The sequence below is a fragment of the Xanthomonas sp. LF06-19 genome, assembly GCF_034105425.1.
Taxonomy (GTDB): Bacteria; Pseudomonadota; Gammaproteobacteria; order Xanthomonadales; family Xanthomonadaceae; genus Xanthomonas_A; species Xanthomonas_A sontii.
Window position 1 is genome coordinate 22,811 of record NZ_JAXGGH010000008.1, and the last position, 19,908, is coordinate 42,718.

Annotated in this window: 14 protein-coding genes; 9 read left to right on the forward strand and 5 right to left on the reverse strand. The window is 71.4% G+C overall.

The features are described 5' to 3' along the window. Positions 1 to 34 precede the first annotated feature (34 nt). The 3 genes from SLW55_RS15875 to mdoH all read right to left on the reverse strand — a co-directional run bounded on the left by SLW55_RS15875 (position 35) and on the right by mdoH (position 3,524). Positions 35 to 781: a LytTR family DNA-binding domain-containing protein gene (locus SLW55_RS15875; protein WP_193312529.1), complete on the reverse strand. Its 747-nt coding sequence runs from the start codon at positions 779 to 781 to the stop codon at positions 35 to 37. Between the two features lie 88 nt (positions 782 to 869). Further along, on the reverse strand, positions 870 to 1,535 hold the full coding sequence (locus tag SLW55_RS15880) for an alpha/beta hydrolase (RefSeq protein WP_017907673.1): 666 nt from the start codon (positions 1,533 to 1,535) through the stop codon (positions 870 to 872). A gap of 39 nt (positions 1,536 to 1,574) precedes the next feature. Further along, complete coding sequence (mdoH, locus tag SLW55_RS15885; RefSeq protein WP_191091353.1) at positions 1,575 to 3,524, reverse strand: glucans biosynthesis glucosyltransferase MdoH; 1,950 nt, start codon at positions 3,522 to 3,524, stop codon at positions 1,575 to 1,577. Between the two features lie 308 nt (positions 3,525 to 3,832). Here mdoH and SLW55_RS15890 point away from each other — a divergent pair, with 308 nt between their 5' ends. Continuing rightward, positions 3,833 to 4,435, forward strand: coding sequence for an isochorismatase family cysteine hydrolase (locus tag SLW55_RS15890; RefSeq protein ID WP_320745382.1), 603 nt, complete (start codon positions 3,833 to 3,835; stop codon positions 4,433 to 4,435). A 6-nt stretch (positions 4,436 to 4,441) separates the two neighbouring features. Here SLW55_RS15890 and SLW55_RS15895 read toward each other — a convergent pair whose 3' ends face one another. Beyond that, positions 4,442 to 5,749, reverse strand: a complete 1,308-nt coding sequence (locus SLW55_RS15895) for an ATP-binding protein (RefSeq protein ID WP_152235622.1) — start codon at positions 5,747 to 5,749, stop codon at positions 4,442 to 4,444. Between the two features lie 115 nt (positions 5,750 to 5,864). On the opposite strand from SLW55_RS15895, the gene SLW55_RS15900 reads away from it, so the two are divergent. Beyond that, the gene (locus tag SLW55_RS15900) at positions 5,865 to 6,239 is read left to right on the forward strand and encodes a response regulator (protein WP_017907677.1); all 375 of its coding nucleotides are present in this window, start codon (positions 5,865 to 5,867) and stop codon (positions 6,237 to 6,239) included. Positions 6,240 to 6,304: 65 nt separating this feature from the next. On the opposite strand, the gene SLW55_RS15905 is transcribed toward SLW55_RS15900, so the two are convergent. Further along, on the reverse strand, positions 6,305 to 6,529 hold the full coding sequence (locus SLW55_RS15905; RefSeq protein WP_320745383.1) for a hypothetical protein: 225 nt from the start codon (positions 6,527 to 6,529) through the stop codon (positions 6,305 to 6,307). 406 nt (positions 6,530 to 6,935) lie between these two features. Here SLW55_RS15905 and glgA point away from each other — a divergent pair, with 406 nt between their 5' ends. From glgA to glgX, 7 genes are all read left to right on the forward strand, one after another. Continuing rightward, entirely contained in the window at positions 6,936 to 8,561 is a 1,626-nt protein-coding gene (gene glgA / locus SLW55_RS15910; RefSeq protein ID WP_295934052.1) for a glycogen synthase GlgA, read from the forward strand. Between the two features lie 80 nt (positions 8,562 to 8,641). Further along, entirely contained in the window at positions 8,642 to 10,804 is a 2,163-nt protein-coding gene (glgB, locus tag SLW55_RS15915; protein WP_320745467.1) for a 1,4-alpha-glucan branching protein GlgB, read from the forward strand. A gap of 2 nt (positions 10,805 to 10,806) precedes the next feature. Beyond that, positions 10,807 to 12,594: a malto-oligosyltrehalose trehalohydrolase gene (treZ, locus tag SLW55_RS15920; protein WP_193312530.1), complete on the forward strand. Its 1,788-nt coding sequence runs from the start codon at positions 10,807 to 10,809 to the stop codon at positions 12,592 to 12,594. Positions 12,595 to 12,742: 148 nt separating this feature from the next. Then, positions 12,743 to 14,710 (forward strand): 4-alpha-glucanotransferase, encoded by a 1,968-nt coding sequence (gene malQ / locus SLW55_RS15925; RefSeq protein ID WP_152235626.1) that lies wholly within the window; start codon positions 12,743 to 12,745, stop codon positions 14,708 to 14,710. Beyond that, on the forward strand, positions 14,707 to 17,322 hold the full coding sequence (gene treY / locus SLW55_RS15930; RefSeq protein ID WP_320745468.1) for a malto-oligosyltrehalose synthase: 2,616 nt from the start codon (positions 14,707 to 14,709) through the stop codon (positions 17,320 to 17,322). The genes malQ and treY overlap by 4 nt, the downstream gene beginning before the upstream one ends. A 14-nt stretch (positions 17,323 to 17,336) precedes the next feature. After that, the gene (locus tag SLW55_RS15935) at positions 17,337 to 17,543 is read left to right on the forward strand and encodes a DUF2934 domain-containing protein (protein WP_153750618.1); all 207 of its coding nucleotides are present in this window, start codon (positions 17,337 to 17,339) and stop codon (positions 17,541 to 17,543) included. Positions 17,544 to 17,552: 9 nt separating this feature from the next. Then, positions 17,553 to 19,718, forward strand: coding sequence for a glycogen debranching protein GlgX (glgX, locus tag SLW55_RS15940; RefSeq protein WP_295928453.1), 2,166 nt, complete (start codon positions 17,553 to 17,555; stop codon positions 19,716 to 19,718). Positions 19,719 to 19,908: the final 190 nt, after the last annotated feature.

Genomic DNA, 19,908 nt, shown 5'->3' on the forward strand with positions numbered 1-19,908 from the left:
CGTCCGCCGCTGCACGCGGGCGGCCCGGGCGGCGTCAGCGCTGGTGGATTTCCTTGCGCAGCTGCGCCACGCAGCGCCGGCTGACCTCCAGCGGCTGCTTGCCATGGCGCAGCACCGCCTGCACCTGGCCCTCGCCGAGCCGGCGCAGTTCCACCAGTTCGTGGCGCGCGACCAGGCAGTTGCGGTGGATGCGCACGAAGCGCTCGGCGAATTCCTCCTCCAGCGCGCGCAGCGATTCCTCGATCAGGTCCTCGCCGCGCGCGTGGTGCACGACCACGTACTTTTCCTCGGCCTGCAGGTAGTGGATGTCGTCGACCGGGATCAGCCGCAGGCTGCCGCGCAGGCGCGCGCACAGGTGGGTACGGCGCTGCGGGGCCGGCGCCGCGGCGTCGCCGTTGCCGCGTCCGGCCATGAAGGTACGGGCGCGCTGCAGGGCCGCGGCCAGGCGCTCGGCGCGCACCGGCTTCATCAGGTAGTCGATCGCCGCCGCCTCGAACGCGGACAGCGCATGCGCGTCGTAGGCGGTACAGAACACCACGGCCGGGCGCGGTTCGAAGGTGGCCAGATGGCGCGCGGCCTCCAGGCCGTCGAGCCCGGGCATGGCGATGTCCAGCAGCACCAGGTCCGGCTGCGCCGCGGCGCAGGCGTGCAGCGCGTCCATGCCGTTGTCGGCTTCGGCCACCACTTCCACGCCGGCATGCGCGGCCAGCAGCGTGCGCAGGCGTTCGCGCGCCAGGGGTTCGTCGTCGGCGATCAGCACCTTCACCCAGGTCTCCCTCACTCGACTGGCGTGCGCTGCGGCCGATACTAGCCCTGGTTCCGGGCGCCCGCCATCGGCATCGCACCATGCCGCCATGCGGCCGCTGCAATCAGCTGCCGGCGAGGCAGGCGTCCATCCAGTCGCCCAGGTCGGCGATTTCCTCGGCGCAGACCTGGTGCGCCATCGGATAGCGTCGCCACTGCACCGGCATGCCCAGCGCCTGCAGGGTCTGCGCGGTACGCTCGGCGTACGTCTGCGGGATCACCGGGTCGCCCTGGCCATGCGCCATGAACAGCGGTTGCCGCAGGGCCGCCGGGACGTGCCAGTTGGCGACGCTCTCCAGTTCCGGCAGGTAGGTGGACAGCCCGATCAGGCCGGCCAGCGGCCGTTCGCGGCGCAGGCCGGCGGCCAGGGTGATCGCGCCGCCCTGGGAAAAGCCGGCCAGCAGCAGGCGCTCGGCCGGCACGCCGCGCGCGTCCTCGCGCGCGATCAGTTCCTCGACCTGCGCCACCGATTCGGCGACGCCGGCACTGTCGGCGCGGTTGGAGAAGTCCATGCTGACGATGTCGTACCAGGCGCGCATGCGCACGCCGTTGTTGACCGTCACAGGCCGCACCGGCGCGTGCGGGAACACGAAGCGCAGCGCCGGCCAGTGCGGCCGCACCAGTTCCGGCACCAGCGGCGCGAAGTCGTTGCCGTCGGCGCCCAGGCCGTGCAGCCACAGGACGGTCCAGCGCGGCGCGGCGCCGGTCTCGTGTTCCACTGTCTCCAGCATGTCGGTTCCCGATGAATGAGGCCGGATAGTATGCCGGCCTCAGCCCCCGGCCTGCGCCTCGGCCTCGGCACGGCGTGCGGCGGCCTCGCGGCGCAGTTCGGCGGCGCGCAGCAGCACTGCCGGCGGTTGCGACTCCTCGGGAATGGCGAGGATGCGCAGCTTGCGCAGCCACAGGCCGGCGGCGCGTGAGGAACTGATCGCCACCACCGGCACCGCCAGCGCCATGCCGATCACCACCGGCGCCATCCATGCCGCCAGCGACGGCGACACGGCATAGGCCATGCCGCCCATCAGCAGGCCGAACGCACTCAGTCCGCCGTAGCTGCGCAACAGCGCCGACCACGAAATGCGCCCATCGTCGCGCTGCTGCGCGTCCCAGCCCGAGTCCTTGCCGGCCAGCACCTCGGCCACGCCGCGCGACTGCACGTACATCACCACCGGCGCCATCAGCGCGGCCAGCAGGGTCTCCAGCAGCATGCTGGCGAAAGCGCGCAGCCCGCCACCGCAGCCGCGGCGTTCGCCGGGCTTGAGCAGCATCGCGAAGTAGCCCATCACCTTCGGCGCCAGCAGCACGAACATGGTCACCGCGAATACCCAGGCCACCCGCGTGGAGTCCTGCTGGTGCCAGTAGCGCGCCGGCGAGAACGGCGAGATCACCGAGGCGACCAGGTCGAAACCGCCGTTCTGCAGCGGAATGGCGATGCCGATCAGCATCAGCATGCCCCACATCGGTGCGGTGAAGTAATGGCCGATGCCGATCAGCATGTGCATGCGGCTGACCCAGTGCAGGCCGCGCGCGCGCACCACCTTGGAGTGCTGCAGGTTGCCCTGGCACCAGCGGCGGTCGCGCACCAGCAGGTCGGTCAGCGTCGGCGGGCCTTCCTCGTAGCTGCCCTGCAGGTACGGCACCATGTGCATCGCCCAGCCCCCGCGGCGCATCAGCGCCGCCTCGACGAAGTCGTGGCTGAGCACGTGGCCGCAGAACGGCTTGCGCCCGGGCAGCGACGGCAGGCCCGCCTGCGCGGCGAAGGCCTCGGTGCGGATCATCGCGTTGTGACCCCAGTAGTTGCTTTCCGCCCCATGCCACCAGGCCACGCCGAAGGCGATCACCGGGCCGTAGACGCGGCCGCCGAACTGCTGCATGCGCGCGAACAGGGTGTTGCCGTTGACCACTTCCGGCAGGGTCTGGATCAGGCCGACGTCGGGGTTGGCCTCCATGCCGGCAGCCAGGCGCACGATGCTGTCGCCGGTCATCAGGCTGTCGGCGTCCAGGATCAGCATCTGCGGATAGGCGCCGCCGAAGCGGCGTACCCAGTCGGCGATGTTGCCGGCCTTGCGCCCGGCATTGCTGGCGCGGCGCCGGTAGAACAAGCGGCCTTGGCCGCCGACGCGCTCCACCAGCTCGGCGTACACCTTCTCTTCTTCCGCGCCGATGGCCGGGCGCGTGGTGTCGCTGAGGATGAAGAAATCGAAGCGCTCGATCTGGCCGGTGGCCGCCACCGATTCGTAGATCGCCTGCAGGCCGGCCATCAGCCGGTGCGGATCCTCGTTGTAGGTGGGCATCAGCAGCGCGGTGCGGTTGCGCACCTGCGGCAGCGGCGCGTCCGGATCGATGCCGAGCTTGCGGCCCTTGCCGAACACCAGAGTGAAGAAGCCGGCCAGCGCGCTCACGAACGACAGCGCGATCCAGGCGAACAACGGGATGAACAGCACCATCAGACAGGCTTCGAGCACGCTCACGCCGCCGATCACCAAGACCTTGCCGATCAGCCAACTGGCGTAGGCGGTCATCGCCGCGGTGGTGCCGAACACGTAGAAGCGCCGCCAGCCGATCCCGACCGGGGTGCTGGGCAGGCGCGTGTTGCGCAGTTTGCCTTCCTGCAGCGACTGCAGCGGCATGGCCAGCGGCGCCTCGGGCGGCAGGACCGCGTGGCCGGCATCCAGGGGAGCATCGACGTGCACGGCCGGTGTGGGGGCGACCGTGCTCATGCGATCCGCCGACCGCGTCCGGCGCCGCAGCGCCCTCGGGAAGTGCCGCGGGCGGACGGCACGGCGGATGCCGCCGCGGCCACGCGCGCCTGGTTGTGTTCGCCAGTTGGTACCACGTGCTCTCCTGTCGACGGGCAAGGACGCCAGTCAATGTAAACCCTAAATAGTAAGCTTTCGCGAAGGTGGCCAGCGGCGCCGCCGAGGTGGCGCCGGCCGATCCGTTCAGCCATGCCGCCGTCACCTGCGCTCACCCGCGTTTCACCCGTCGCGCCGACCATGAAGCCAGTCCGGCAATGGAGGATCGACGCATGCGCCAGCCCGCCCGGCGACGCACACGCACCCAGCGGCAACCCGCGACGCCGCACGGGGCGCCGGCGCTGCTGATCGTGGACATGATCAGCCGTTTCGACTTCCCGGACGGCGCACGGCTGGCGGAGGCCGCACTCCCGGTGGCCGAGCGCATCGCCCAGCTCCGCGCGCGCTTCCATCGCCGCGGCTGGCCGGTGCTGTTCGCCAACGACAACTTCGCCGACTGGCGGACCGATTTCGAAGGTCTGTGGACCCTGTGCGCCGACCCGAAGCAGCGCGGCGCACGCATTGCCGCCTGCCTGGCGCCGCGCCCGCAGGACTATTACGTGCTCAAGCCCAAGCACTCCGCCTTCCTCGGTTCGGCCCTGGCCCTGCTGCTGGCGCGACTGCAGACCACCCGCCTGCTGGTCACCGGCATCGCCACCGACGCCTGCGTGCTGGCGACCGCGATCGATGCGCGCATGCGCGATTTCCAGGTGCAGGTGCCGCCCTCGTGCTGCGCGGCGCTGGATGCGGGGCGCCAGCAACGGGCGCTGCAGGTGCTGCGCGAGGCCTTCGCGGTGCGCATCAGCGACCGGCTGCCGGTGCGCGCAGGCGGATGAGCGTGGTTACTCCGCCGTCGGCACCGGCATCGGGTCGGCGCCCTCGCCCTCGTCGCCGAGCGGCCGCGCCACGAACGGGAACGCCAGGGTGATGGTGGTGCCGCGTCCCAGTTCCGATTCCACGTCGACGAAGCCGCCGGCCTGGCGGACCAGACCGTAGACCTGGGCCAGCCCCAGGCCGGTGCCCTTGCCCTCGGGTTTGGTGGTGAAGTACGCCTCGAACAGGCGCGACTTGACCGCATCGGACATGCCCTCGCCCTGGTCGCTGACCGCCAGGGTCACGTAGCGGCCGGGCTGGCGCATCGCCGCCGCGCGCGACGGCGGCACCTCCAGCGCGCCGCAGCGGATCGTCACCGCATCGCCGGGGCGGCTGGCGTCGCGCGCGTTCAACGCCAGATTCAGTACCGCCTGCTCGACCGCGTTGCGGTCGGCATAGGTCGTCGCCACCTCGGCGCATGCAAGCAATTGCAGGCGCATCTCGCCGCCCAGCGCCTGCGCCAACAACGGCTGCATCTGCGTCACCAGCGCGTTCAGGTCCAGCCAGATCGGCTTGACCGGGTGCGCGCGGGCGAAGCCGAGCAGGCGCCGGGTCATGCCCGCGCCGTGCTGCAAGGCCTCGTTGGCGATGGCGAGCAGCCGTTGCTGGTCCGGCTGCAGGCGCTGCGGATGGTCGGCGACCATGCTCACCGAGGTGATCGCGGTATGCAGCATGTTGTTGAAGTCGTGGACCACGCCGGCAAGCATCTGCCCCACCGCCTCGCCCTTCTGCGCCTGGGTCATCGCGCGCTCGGCCACGCGCTGCGCGGCCAGGGCGATGTCCAGTTGCCCGCGCAGCTGCGACTGCTCGGTCTGCCAGCGACGGCCCAGCGCAGCGGCATCGTCGGCGTCCATCGTGTCGCCCCGGCCCTCGATCGGGGCGAGGTGACCCAGCGCGCGCAGGGCCTGTTCGACCTGGTGTTGCTGGGTGACGTCGCGGCTGATCACCAGCACGCTTTCCACCCGCGCCGAGGCGTTGGCCAGCGGACTGACCATCACGTGCCACCAGCGCCGCCGTCCATCCAGCGAGGGGCGCTCCGCCCAGAATTCACGCTGCTCGTTGCCCAACGCCGCAGCAAAGGCGCCCTGGGTCAGCGAGCGCATGTCCTCGGGCCACAGCTCGACCCAGTTGTGGCCGACGACGTCGGCGGGGTCGGACACGCCGAGCAGGGCCAACCCGTGGGGATTGATCGAGCGCACGACGCCGTCGCGGCCGACTTCCTTGATGCAGTCGTGGGAGAGCTCGACGATCTGCCGATAGTGGGCGTGCGTGGTCAAGCTGCGTCTCGCAGTAAGTAAGGTCGAGAATATCGGGATTTGCGGGACGTCACCAGCGCTTCACCGACGAATCGTGAAGCTGCAGTGGATTATTTATTAAAGCGATCCCTGCATTATGCGCGTCACCTCCGCCTCCACCACCATTCTTCTGGTGGAGGACGACCAGACGATCCGGGAGTTGGCCGCCGCCATGCTGGCCGCCGATGGATACCGGGTCCTGTCGGCGGCGACCGCGCAGGAAGCACTGGCGGTGCTGGAACGGCATCCGGACGTGGCGTTGATCTTCAGCGATGTGCAGATGCCGCGCTGCGACGGCTTGAGCATGGTGCGCCAGTTGCGCCGCCGCGGCATCGTCACCCCGGCCCTGCTGACCTCCGGCATGCACGCACCGGAACCATGGATGCTGCCGGAGCACACCGGCTTTCTGCCGAAACCTTACCGCCGCACCGATCTGCTGGCGGCCCTGGATCGTCTGCAGACCGGAGCCTGAGCGGGGCGCCACCCCACGCCGCTTCTCCGCGGCAATCGCACCCGGCAGATGGCCGGCCAGCGAACTCAGGCGAAGACCAGCTTTCCGTACCGTGCCGAACGGATCGCGGCCAGGCGCTCGGCGACGAAATAGGCCCCAGCGTTGGCATCGCGGAAATACACGCCGTCGAACGCATGCCGGCCGAGCACCGCCCCATCGTGGCCACTGATGCAGATCTGCGGCTCGAGCACGCCATCCGGGCACGCACGCAGCAGCCCGTCGAGGACGAAGCCGTCCATCTCGCGGCGCATCTGCGGTTTCAAGACTGTCATGAGCACACTGCACCATAGACCGCATGAAGCTCGCACAACGGAGGTGGCGACCACGGTCGCACGGGAGCGCGGCACGTGTCGGCAACGGAAGCTAAACGATTCATTCGCACGTGCAACGCGATCCATGCTTGCGGCGTCTGACCTTCGGCAAATCCACTATGCGCCGCACTCTCCATTTCGCCGTAGACAAGCGCGCGCTTCACGCCTCTTTTATCGCGCCATTTGTACTTTGCTCGTGCATTATCGCACTGCAACATCGCCGTTCCGTTTCGACGCTGCCGTGCCTCTTCCTTCGCTTCACGTCGCGCGCCCGCCAGGACGCGCGCCGGCAGTCGCTTTCCGATTTTCGTGTGCCCCGTCCTCCCCCTTCCCAGACGGAACCGCCATGTCGCCCCCCACTCCCGCCGACCTGACCGACAGACAACGCGATACCCATCCGGTGCTGCATGCGCCGCGCCGCCGCTACCGCGATGCGCGCGGCCGCTTCGTCCGCAATGCCGAGGTGACCGTCAAGCTGCACCCGGCGCCGCGCCGGACCAGCCTGTTCGTGACCTCCGAGATGGCCGACTTCATCAAGGCCGGCGGCCTGGGCGACGTGGCCGCGGCCTTGCCGCGCGCGCTGCGCGGCAGCTGCGACATCCGCGTGCTGATCCCGGGCTACCCGGCGGTGCTGCGCACGACCGGGCCGCTGGAGATCGTCGGCCGCATCGCCGCACATGCCGGGCTGCCGGATTGCGCGCTGGGCCGGGCCGAGCGTCCGGATGGTCTGTGCGTCTACGTGCTGCTGTGCCCGCAGCTGTTCGAGCGACAGGGTTCGCCGTACGTGTGCAGCGAAGGCCGCGACTGGGAAGACAACGCGCTGCGCTTCGCCACCCTGTCCCACGCTGCCGCGCAGATCGCCGGCGGTCAGGCCGGGCTGGACTGGACGCCGGAGCTGCTGCACCTCAACGACTGGCCGTGTGCGCTGGCCGCGGCCTACGTGCGCTGGTCCGGCGGCCGCACGCCTTGCCTGCTGACCATCCACAACCTCGCCTACCAGGGGCTGTTTCCGTATGCGATGGCCGGTGCCCTGGGCATCCCCGCCGAGGGCCTGCAGGACCTGGAGTTCTACGGGCAGATGTCGTTCCTGCGTGCCGGCATCGTCCACGCCGACCATGTGAACACGGTCAGCGTCAGCTACGCGGCGCAGATCACCGGCCCGGCGCAGGGCTGCGGCCTGGACGCGCTGCTGGCGCGGCGCGCCGCCAGCGGCCGCCTCAGCGGGATCGTCAACGGCATCGACGCCAGTTGGGACCCGCGCACCGACACGCACCTGCCGGCGCACTTCGGTGTCGGCCAGATCCAGGGCAAGCGCGAGAACGCGGCGCAGGTGCGCCAGGCGTTCGGCCTGCTCGACAGCGACGGTCCGCTGTTCGCGGTGGTCTCGCGGCTGGTGCACCAGAAGGGCCTGGACCTGATCTGCGAGGTGGCGCCGCAGATCGTCGCCGCCGGCGGACAGATCGTGATCATCGGCGGCGGCGAGCCGCAGATCGAGCAGGCGGTGGCGGCGCTGGCGCGGCGTTACCCCGGCCATGTCGGCGCGCACATCGGCTTCGAAGAGCCGCTGGCGCGGCGCATGTTCGCCGGCTCCGACTTCCTGCTGATGCCCTCGCGCTTCGAGCCCTGCGGGCTGAGCCAGATGTACGCGCAGCGCTTCGGCAGCCTGCCGATCGCCCACGCCACCGGCGGCCTGATCGACACGGTGGACGACGGCGTCACCGGCTTCCTGTTCGAGGAAGCCTCGGCCGACGGCCTGCGCCGCTGCCTGCAACGGGTGTTCCGCACCTTCCGCCTGCCGGGTCTGCTGCAGGCGATGCGTCGCGCGGCGATGCTGCGGCCCAGCGGCTGGGAGCTGGCCGGGCGCAAGTACATGGCGCTGTACGAGCGCACTGCCGCCACGACCGTCGGCAACATCCCGGCCGCGGCCAGCGCCACGGTGTCGGCCACCGCGAGTGCCATGGCCGCCGCATGAGCGATCGGGAACACGCCGTGGACCCGGCCGCCGGCGGGGACCCGGCGGCGGACACGGAGGACGACGGCGACGGCCTTGCCCTGCAGGCACTGGCACGCGGCGAGGCGATCGATGCGTTCGCCTGGCTTGGCCCGCATCCACAGGCCGACGGCACGGTGCGGGTGCGTGTGCTGGCGCCCGGCGCCGAGGCGCTGGGCCTGCTCGATGCGCAGGGCAAGCTGATTGCGCGGATGCGTACCCACCCGCAGGCCGATGGCCTGTTCGAGGGCGAGCTGAAGCAGCCCACGCCCTACCGGCTGCGCATCGTGTGGCCGGACGCGGTGCAGGAATGCGACGACCCCTATGCCTTCGAGCCGATGCTCGATCCGGCCTGGCTGCAGGATCTGGCCGCCGGCGACGGCGCCGCCCTGCGTACCGCGCTCGGCGCGCATCACGCCCGCGTCGGCGAGGTGGAGGGCGTGCGCTTCGCGGTGTGGGCGCCGCAGGCCAGGCGGGTGGCGCTGGTCGGCGACTTCAACCATTGGGACGCGCGCCGGCATCCACTGCGCTTTCACCCGGACGCCGGGGTCTGGGAACTGTTCGTGCCCGGGCTGCACGGCGGCGAACACTATCAATACGAATTGCAGGCCGCCGACGGCAGCGTGCTGCCGCGCAAGGCCGATCCGGTGGCGCGCTGCAGCGCCCTGGCGCCGTCCACCGCCTCGGTGGTGCCGTACGCCGACAGCCATGCCTGGGGCGATGCGGCCTGGCTTGCGCAGCGCGAGGCCCAGGCCGGCAGCGCGCAGCCGCTGAGCGTCTACGAGCTGCATGCCGGCTCCTGGCGCCACGACGGCAACGGCCAGCCGCTGCACTGGGATGCGCTGGCCGCCGAACTGATCCCCTACGTGCGCGGGCTCGGCTTCACTCACATCGAGCTGCTGCCGATCGCCGAGTACCCGTTCGGCGGCTCCTGGGGCTACCAACCGCTGGGCCTGTACGCCCCCACCGCGCGCCATGGCGACGCCGACGGCTTCGCGCGCTTCGTCGATGCCTGTCACCAGGCTGGCATCGGCGTGTTGCTGGATTGGGTCGGCGCGCACTTCCCCGACGATGCGCACGGCCTGCAGCGCTTCGACGGCAGCGCCCTGTACGAACACGCCGACCCGCGCGAAGGCCTGCACCGCGAGTGGAATACGCTGGTCTACAACTACGGCCGCCCGGAAGTGGTGGCTTACCTGATCGGCAGCGCGCTGGAGTGGATCGAGCGCTTCCACGTCGACGGCCTGCGCGTGGATGCGGTGGCGGCGATGCTGTACCGCGACTACGGCCGCAACGCCGGCGAGTGGATTCCCAACGCCCATGGCGGCCGCGAGAACCTGGAGGCGATCGCCTTCCTGCGCCGGCTCAACGACGAGATCGCGCAGCGCTTCCCGGGCGTGCGCACCATCGCCGAGGAATCCACCGCGTGGCCGGGTGCGACCGCGCCCACGGCGCAGGGCGGCCTGGGCTTCAGCCACAAGTGGAACATGGGCTGGGCGCACGACACCCTGCGCTACCTGCAGCGCGATCCGCTGCACCGGCAGCACCACCACAGCGAGATGAGCTTCGGCCTGGTGTACGCGTTCTCCGAGCATTTCGTGCTGCCGCTGTCGCACGACGAGGTGGCGCGCGGCAAGGGCTCGCTGCTGGCGCGCATGCCCGGCGACGCCTGGCAGCGCTTCGCCAACCTGCGCGCCTACCTGGCCTTCATGTGGGCGCATCCCGGACGCAAACTGCTGTTCATGGGCTGCGAGTTCGGGCAGTGGCAGGACTGGGACCACGACCGGCCGCTGGACTGGGTGCAGGCGCAGCAGCCCGAGCACCGCGGCGTCGCGCGACTGGTCGCCGACCTCAACCGGCAGTTGCGTGCGTTGCCGGCGCTGTACCGCAGCGACCGCAGCAGCGACGGCTTCGAATGGAGCATCGCCGACGATCACCACAACAGCGTGTTCGCCTTCGTCCGCCACGATCGCGATGACGATACGCCGCCGCTGCTGGCGGTGAGCAACTTCACGCCGACCGTCCACCACGATTACCGCGTGGGGGTGCCGCGTGGCGGACGCTGGCGCGAGATTCTCAACAGCGACAGCGGCTATTACGGCGGTTCCAACCAGGGCAACGGCGGTGTGCTGTCGACCCTGCCGCAGCCGATGCACGGGCATGCGCAATCGCTGGCGCTGACCCTGCCGCCGCTGTCCACCCTTTGGCTGCAACCGGACCTTTGACCATGGCCACGACCGCTGTCTCGACCGACTCCCCTGCCGCCCCGCGCGCGGCGCTGCGCCCCGGCGCCTGGCCGGGCGCCAACGGCGAGGTCGCCTTCGCGCTGTGGGCGCCGGATGCCGAGCGCGTGGAGCTGGTGTTCGGCGACGATCGGCGGCAGCCGCTGCAGGCGATCGGCGACGGCTATTTCGCCGCCACCCTGGCGTGCGCACCCGGCACCCGCTACCGCTACGCCATCGACGGCGGCACGCCGGTGCCGGACCCGGCCTCGCGCTGGCAGCCGGACGGCGTGCACGGCGCCAGCGCGGTGCTGGCCACCGACGGTTACGCCTGGCGCCACGGCGACTGGCGCGGCCGGCCCTGGGCCGAGACGGTGTTCTACGAACTGCACGTGGGCACCTGCGGCGGCTACGCCGGGTTGCGCGCGCAGCTGCCGACCCTGGTCGCGCTCGGCGTCACCGCGATCGAACTGATGCCGCTGGCCGAATTCCCCGGCCGCCACAACTGGGGCTACGACGGCGTGCTGCCGTACGCGCCGGCCTCGGCCTACGGCCATCCCGACGAACTCAAGGCACTGATCGACGAGGCCCACGGCCTGGGCCTGAGCGTGTTCCTGGACGTGGTCTACAACCACTTCGGCCCGGACGGCAATTACCTGGGCCAGTACGCCTCGACCTTCTTCCGCGAGGACGCGCCGACGCCCTGGGGCGCGGCGATCGACTTCCGCCTGGCGCCGGTGCAGCGCTACTTCATCGACAACGCGCTGATGTGGCTGCACGAGTACCGCTTCGACGGCCTGCGCCTGGACGCGGTGCACGCGATCGTGCCCAACGCCTTCCTCGACACCCTGCGCGAGGCGATCACGGCCAGCGTGGCCGACGGGCGCCACGTGCACCTGGTGCTGGAGAACGAGGCCAACCAGGCCGACGTGCTGGAGCGCGGCTACAGCGCGCAGTGGGACGACGACTTCCACAACAGCCTGCACGTGCTGCTGACCGGCGAACACGAGGGCTACTACGCCGGCTTCGCCGACGCGCCGGCGCAGCACCTGGCGCGGGTGCTCGGCGAAGGCTTCGCCTTCCAGGGCGAGGCCGACCACCGCGGGCATGCGCGCGGCGAGCCCAGCGGCCACCTGCCGCCGCACAAGTTCGTGATCTTCGCGCAGAACCACGACCAGATCGGCAACCGCGCCCGCGGCGACCGGCTGATCACCCAGGTGAGCGAACCGGCGCTGCGCGCGGCGCTGACGCTGACCGCGCTGACCCCGATGATCCCGCTGTTCTTCATGGGCGAGCCGTGGGGCAGCCGGACCCCGTTCCAGTTCTTCACCGATTTCGCGCCGCCGCTGGACGAGGCGGTGCGCGAGGGCCGGCGCCGTGAGTTCGCGCACTTCGCCGCCTTCGCCGACCCGGAACAGCGCGCCACCATTCCCGATCCCAACGCACCTGGCACCTTCCACGCGTCCATCGCCGACATCAGCGACGCCACCCACGGCGACGGTGCGCGCTGGCGCGACTGGTTCGCGGCGTTGATGGCGTTGCGGCGCCAGTACCTGGTGCCGGCGCTCAGCCAGGCCAGCGCGCTGGGGGCGCGGGTGATCGGCCCGAAGGCGATCGCGGCGGGCTGGCGCCTGGGCGACGGCGAATGGCACGTGGCCGCCAACTTCGGCGACGCGCCGGTGGCGCTGGACCTGCCCGGCAGCACCGTGCATGCGGAGAACGCCGGCGACGACGCCGCGCAGTTGCCGCCCAACGCCTTCGTCGCGCGCTACCGGCCCGGCAACGCCGCATGAGCACCCGCTGTCGCGACGCCATCGCGACAGCGTCCCCGGCACGCTGGCCGCCTCGTTCGCTGCCCACCGCCGCGCACGCGCCGCCGTCGCGCGCGGGCGGGACCGCGGCGGATCCCTCTTTCGCCTTGCTGCCCGGTTTGCCCTGCCCATGACCGACACTTCCCTGCACACCCTGGCCGACGCCGCCGGCCTGCTGGTCGACTGGATCGATGCCGGCGATACGCCGCGCACGGTCGCCGACGACACCCTGCGCCACGTACTCGGCGCACTGGGCCTGGACGCGCGCGACGCCGCCGCCTGCCGCGACAGCCTGCGCCGGCTGCAGGCCGATGCCGCGCTGCCGCCGCTGCTGACTGCCGACGTCGACGTGCCGGTCGAAATCGGCGCCGCCCCCGGCACGGCGTACCGGCTCGACAGCGAGGACGGGCGCGCACTGCACGGCCACTGCGACGCGCAGGGCCGCCTGGTCGCACCCGATACCGCCGGCTACTGGACCCTGCAGCACGGCGACCGCAGCACCACCCTGGCGGTGGCGCCGCCACGCTGCTACGGCGTCGCCGACGCGGTGGGCGCGGCGCAGCCGCGGCGCTGGGGCCTGTCGTTGCAGGTGTACTCGGCGCCGGGCGGCTACGACGCCGGCATCGGCGACGCCGACGGCACCGCCGCCTGGGCCGCGCGTATCGCCGCGGCCGGCGGCGATGCCATCGCGCTGAGCCCGGTGCATGCGGCGCGACCGATCGGTGCGCACTACAGCCCCTACTCGCCCAGCGACCGCCGCTTCCTCGATCCGTTGCAGGCAGCGCCGGCGCGCGTGCTCGGTGCCGCCGCCGCGCAGCGCGCGCTGGAGGCGGCCGGGCTGGTGCAGGCCTTCGCCGAGGCGCAGGCCCGCCCGCTGATCGACTGGCCGGCCTCCGCTGGCTTGAAGTGGCAGTGGCTGCGGCAACTGCATACCGACTTCGGTCAGGCCGATGCCGCGCTGCACGCCGACCTGGCCGCGTTCGAACGCGACGGCGGCAGCGCCCTGCACGCGCATGCCGCGTTCGCCGCGCAGGATTTCGGCGATGCCGATCCGGGCCTGCATCGGTTCGCGCAGTGGCTGGCCGCGCGCAGTTGGGCCGACGTGCAGCGCCAGGCGCGTGCCGACGGCATGGGCATCGGCCTGATCGCCGACCTGGCGGTGGGCTTCGACGCGCATGGCGCCGAGGCCGCGGCATGGCCGCAGGCGCTGCTGCAGGGGCTGGAACTGGGCGCGCCGCCGGACGCGTTCAACGGCGACGGCCAGGCCTGGGGCATCTGCGGCTATGCGCCGACCGCGCTGCGCGCCACCGGCTTTGCGCCGTTCATCGAACTGCTGCGCGCGGTGATGCGCGATCGCGGCGGCGTGCGCATCGACCACATCCTCGGCCTGCTGCGGCTGTGGGTGATCCCGCGCGGCGCACCCTCCTCCACCGGCGTGTACCTGCGCTATCCGCTGCACGACCTGCTGCGCCTGCTGGCGCTGGAATCCTGGCGGCACCGCGCGATCGTGATCGGCGAGGATCTGGGCGTGGTGCCGGACGGCATCCGCGCGGAACTGTCGCGCCGCGGGGTGATGGGCATCGACGTGCTGCTGTTCACCCGCGACCGCGCCGGCGCGTTCCTGCCGCCGGCGCAGTGGCGCCCCGACGCACTCGCCACCACCACCACCCACGACCTGCCGACCCTGCGCGGCTGGCGCCGCGGCGAGGACATCGACTGGCGCCGGCGCCTGCAGTTGAGCGACGCCGCGCAGCAACATGCCGACCACCAGGCACGCACCGACGATGTCGCGCGCATGGACCAGGCGGTCGCCGCGGCGCTGCCGCCCGCCGAGGCCGCCGACCCTGAACTGGGCGCGCTGCGCTTCGTCGCCGCCACGCCCTCGCCGCTGGCCCTGCTGCCGGCCGAGGACGCGCTGGGCCTGGACCAGCAACCCAACCTGCCCGGCACCGTCGACGGCCACCCGAACTGGCGCCGGCGCCTGCCCGCGCCCGACGCCGCCGCGACCGCGGCTACCCTCGCCACGCGCCTGGATGCCTTCGCCCAGACCCGCCAATCCACCGCCACCGCCGCGCAAGGAGCCGACGCATGCGCATGATTCCCCTGCGGGCCACCGCCCGCCTGCAGCTGCATGCCGGTTTCACCCTGCTCGATGCCGCCGCACAGGTGCCGTATTACGCCGGGCTGGGCATCAGCCACCTGTATCTGTCGCCGATCGGCACCGCGGTGCCCGGTTCCACCCACGGCTACGACGTCACCGACCCGCGCCAGGTCAATCCCGAACTCGGCGGCGAGCCGGCGCTGCTGCACCTGTCCGAGCGCGCGCGCAGCCACGGCATGGGCCTGATCCTGGACATCGTGCCCAACCACATGGCCACCCACCCGAGCAATCCGTGGTGGTGGGACGTGCTCACCCATGGCCGGCGCAGCCGCCATGCCGGCTGGTTCGACATCGACTGGCGCGCGCCCGGGCGCGAGGGCAAGCTGTGGTTGCCGGTGCTGGACCGCCCCTATGCGCAGGCGCTGAGCGAAGGCGCGCTGCAGTTGCAGGTGGCCGAGGACGGCAGCGTGGTCCTGCTGCACCACGACCAGCGCTTCCCGATCCGCCTGGACGGCGCCATCGCCCAGGAACCGGCCAGCGCGCGCCCGGCCTGGGCCGCCCGGCTCAACGACGCCGCGCGGCTGGGCGACGACGCCCTGCACCGGCTGATCGAACGCCAGTGCTATCGCCTGGCCTGGTGGCGGGTCGGCAACGACATGCTCAACTACCGCCGCTTTTTCGACATCACCTCGCTGGCGGCGTTGCGGGTGGAGCAGAACGACGTGTTCGCCGCGGTCCACGAGTTGCCGCTGCGGCTGGTCGCCGAGGGCCATCTCGATGGCGTTCGGGTCGACCACGTCGATGGCCTGGCCGATCCCACCGGCTACGTGCAGCGGCTGCGCACGCAACTGGACCGCGCCGGCCGCCGCCGCGGCATCGCCCCGGGCGGCATCGCCCTGTATCTGGAAAAGATCCTGGCGCCGCACGAGCAGTTGCGCAGCGACTGGCCCTGCGACGGCACCACCGGCTACGACTTCATGGACCAGGTCGCCGCGGTGCTGCACGACCCGGCCGGCGCCGAACCGCTGACCGCGCTGTGGCGGCGCTGGAGCGGGCGCAGTGGCGACTTCGGCCAGGAGCAGCGCGCCGCGCGCGACGAGATCCTGCAGGGTTCGCTGCAGGCCGAGTTCGTGCGCACCGTGCAGGCGCTGGGCGCCGCCGCGCACCTGGATCCGCTGACCCGCGAGTTCAGCCCGCAGATGCTGGCGCGCGGGCTGATGGCCTTGCTGCGGCACTTCGAGGTGTACCGCACCTATGCCGGGCCCGATGGCCTGGACGACGACGACGCGGCGCGCCTGGCGCAGGCCGCGCAGCGTGCGCGCGTCGGCGCCGAGCCGCGGGTGTGCGCGGCGATCGATGCGATCGAGCGCTGGAGCCGCGACGGCCGCGGCACCGGCAAGGCGCAGGTGGCGCTGCGGCGGATCGTGCGCCGGCGCCTGGAACAACTGTCGGCACCGCTCAACGCCAAGTCGGTGGAGGACACCTCCTTCTACCGCCACGGCGTGCTGCTCTCGCGCAACGAAGTCGGCAGCGAGCCGGACGTGTTCGCGCTGACGCCGGAGGCGTTCCACGCGGCCAATGCCGTGCGCGCGGAGCGCTATCCGCGCGCGCTGCTGGCCACCGCCACCCACGACCACAAGCGCGGCGAAGACGTGCGCATGCGCCTGGCCGTGCTCAGCGCGCAGGCGCGGTGGTGGGAGGCGCAGGTGGGGCGGTTCCAGGCGCTGTCGGCCGACCTGCTGCCGGCCGGTAGCGCCGCGCCGCTACCCGGCGACCTGCTGATGCTGTGGCAGATGCTGGTGGCGGCGTGGCCGCTGGAACTGGCGGTGGACGACGCCGACGGCCTGCGCGACTACGCCGAGCGCATCGGCGCTTGGCAGCTCAAGGCCGCGCGCGAAGCCAAGCTGCGCACCCACTGGACCTGGCCGGACGAGGACTACGAGCGCAATGCGCGCGCGCTGCTCGACGCCGCACTGCTGCAGCCGGCCGGCGCCGCACTGCGCGAGGCGCTGGCGCAGGCGGCCGCGGCGCTGGCCCCGGCCGGCGCGCTCAACAGCCTGGTGCAGACCACCCTGCGCCTGACCCTGCCCGGCGTGCCCGACCTGTACCAGGGCAGCGAGGGCTGGGATCTGTCGCTGGTGGATCCGGACAACCGCCGCCCGGTGGACTACGCGCTGCGCCAGGCCTGGCTGCGCGATGCCACCGCCGCGGACGCGCTGCTGCAGGACTGGCACAGCGGCCACGTCAAGGCGTGGCTGACCGCACAGCTGCTGCAGCTGCGGCGCGCGCATCCGGACCTGTTCGCGCACGGCAGCTACACGCCGCTGCAGGCGCAGGGCCCGCAGGCCCAACACGTGCTCGGCTTCGTGCGCGAACACGAGGGCGCCTCGCTGGTGGTGGCGGTGCCGCGGCTGGGCGCGGCCGCACAGGCGCTGCGGCCGGACACGCCGCTGCGGGCGCCGTTCGATTGGCGTAACACGGTTCTGACACTGCCGCAGGCACAGTATCGCCCGGTGCTGGCCAGTGCTACCGTCGACGCGACGTCGGCCATTGCGGTGTCGGCGCTGTTCGCCGAGTTCCCGGTGGCCGTGCTGGTCGCCTCCCCCTGATCTCGCAAGAAGCCATGGACGCAGAAACACGCCAACGCCGCATCCGCCAACTCGCACACGAAATCTGGGAAGCCGAAGGGCGACCCGATGGCCACGCCGCCCGCCATTGGGCCATGGCCGAACGCCTGGTGGCCGCGGAAGCGGCCGCCGAAGCCGATGCCGAGGCGCTGCCGCCGTCGCAACCGCGACGCAGCGCCGGCAACGGCAGCATCTCTTCCTAAGGATCCTTCATGCCCGTGCGCAAGCTCACCCGCCGTTCGCGTATCCGCGAGGGCCTGCCGTATCCGCTGGGCGCCACCTGGGACGGCCTGGGGGTGAACTTCGCCCTGTACTCGGCGCACGCCACCAAGGTGGAGCTGTGCCTGTTCGACGATCGCGGCCGCGAGATCGAACGCATCGCCCTGCCCGAGTACACCGACGAGATCTGGCACGGCTACCTGCCCGACGCGCGCCCCGGCCAGCTCTATGGCTACCGTGTGTACGGCCCGTACGCGCCCGACGCCGGGCACCGCTTCAATCCCAACAAGCTGCTGCTCGATCCCTACGCCAAGCAACTGGTCGGCGAACTGAAATGGGCGCCGGCCCTGTTCGGCTACACCATCGGCCACAAGGATGCCGACCTCAGCTTCGACCGTCGCGACAGCGCCGCCTACATGCCCAAGTGCGCGGTGATCGATCCGGCCTTCACCTGGGGCAAGGACCAGCGCCCGCAGACGCCGTGGGACAGCACGGTGATCTACGAGACCCACCTGCGCGGCACCACCATGCGCCACCCCTCGGTCCCCGAGGCCTGGCGCGGCACCTTCTCCGGGCTGAAGGTGGACGAGGTGGTCGAGCACATCAAGCGCCTGGGCATGACCGCGGTGGAACTGCTGCCGGTGCACGCCTTCGTCGACGACGAATATCTGCTCAAGCAGGGCCTGCGCAATTACTGGGGCTACAACACCATCGGCTTCTTCGCCCCGCACCCGCGCTACATGGCCACGCGCACGGTGTCCGAGTTCAAGCAGATGGTGGCCCGGCTGCACAGCGCCGGGCTGGAAGTGATCCTGGACGTGGTCTACAACCACACCGCCGAAGGCAACGAACTGGGGCCGACGCTGTCGTTCAAGGGCATCGACAACGCCAGCTACTACCGCCTGGCCGAGGACCGCCGCTTCTACATCAACGACACCGGCACCGGGAACACGTTCGACCTGACCAATGCCGGCGCGCTGCGCATGGTCAACGACTCGCTGCGCTACTGGGTGTCGGAGATGCACGTGGACGGGTTCCGCTTCGACCTGGCCACCATCCTCGGCCGCGAGCACCACGGCTTCGATCCCAAGGGCGGCTTCCTCGACGCCTGCCGCCAGGACCCGCTGCTGAGCCAGGTCAAGCTGATCGCCGAGCCATGGGACGTCGGCCCCGGCGGCTACCAGGTCGGCGGCTTCCCGCCGGGCTGGTCGGAGTGGAACGACAAGTTCCGCGACAACGTGCGCGCGTTCTGGCGCGGCGACGAAGGCCAGCTGGCGGAACTGGCCACGCGCCTGACCGGCTCGGCCGACCTGTTCCACCACCGCGGCCGCCGCCCCACCGCCTCGGTCAACTTCGTCACCGCCCACGACGGCTTCACCCTGCACGACCTGGTCAGCTACGCACACAAGCACAACGAGGCCAACGGCGAGCACAACCGCGACGGCTCGGACAACAACATCTCCGCCAACTATGGCGTGGAAGGCGAGACCGACGACGAGCAGATCAACGCGCTGCGCCTGCGGCAGATGCGCAACATGCTGGCCACCCTGCTGCTGTCGCAGGGCACGCCGATGCTGCTGGCCGGCGACGAGTTCGGCCGCAGCAAGGGCGGCAACAACAACACCTACTGCCAGGACAACGAACTGACCTGGCTCAACTGGGAAGCCGGCCCGCGCGCGCATCAGCTCAGCGCCTTCGTCTCGCGCCTGACCCACCTGCGCGCACACTACCCGCTGCTGCACCGCGCCCGCTTCTTCGACGGCGTCTACGACGAGGAACTGGGCATCAAGGACGTGACCTGGCTGGCCCCGGACGGCGAGGAGATGACCGAAGCCTCCTGGCACGACCCGCACGCCCGCGCACTGATGATGCGCCTGGACGGCCGCGCCCCATCCAGCGGCCTGCGACAGGCCGCGTCCAACGTGACCTTGCTGATGATCGTCAACGGCGCGGTCGAGGACGTGCCGTTCACCCTGCCGCTGGTCGAAGGCGAACACTGGCGCGTGCTGATCGACACCGCCGAACGCAACGGCGAACACGGCCTGCCCGGTGGTTCGCAGTGGCACGGCATCGGCCGCTCGCTGACCCTGCTGGCGGCCGAACGCGACAGCAAGACCGCCGCGGCGCGTCACCAGAATGCGGATGCGCCGACGGCGTGAGCTGATGGGAGCGTCCGACGCGTTGTCGGGCGCTGCGGGTCGCGGCTGAGGCCGCTCCTACAGAAGGCGGACGTGGCGAACTGTCGTCCATAGGAGCGGCTTCAGCCGCGACCGGACATCAATGGAACTCAGATACCGCCGTGCCGCGCTGGCTGCCCACCGCAAGCGGCTGCACCGATAGCGCCCCGGC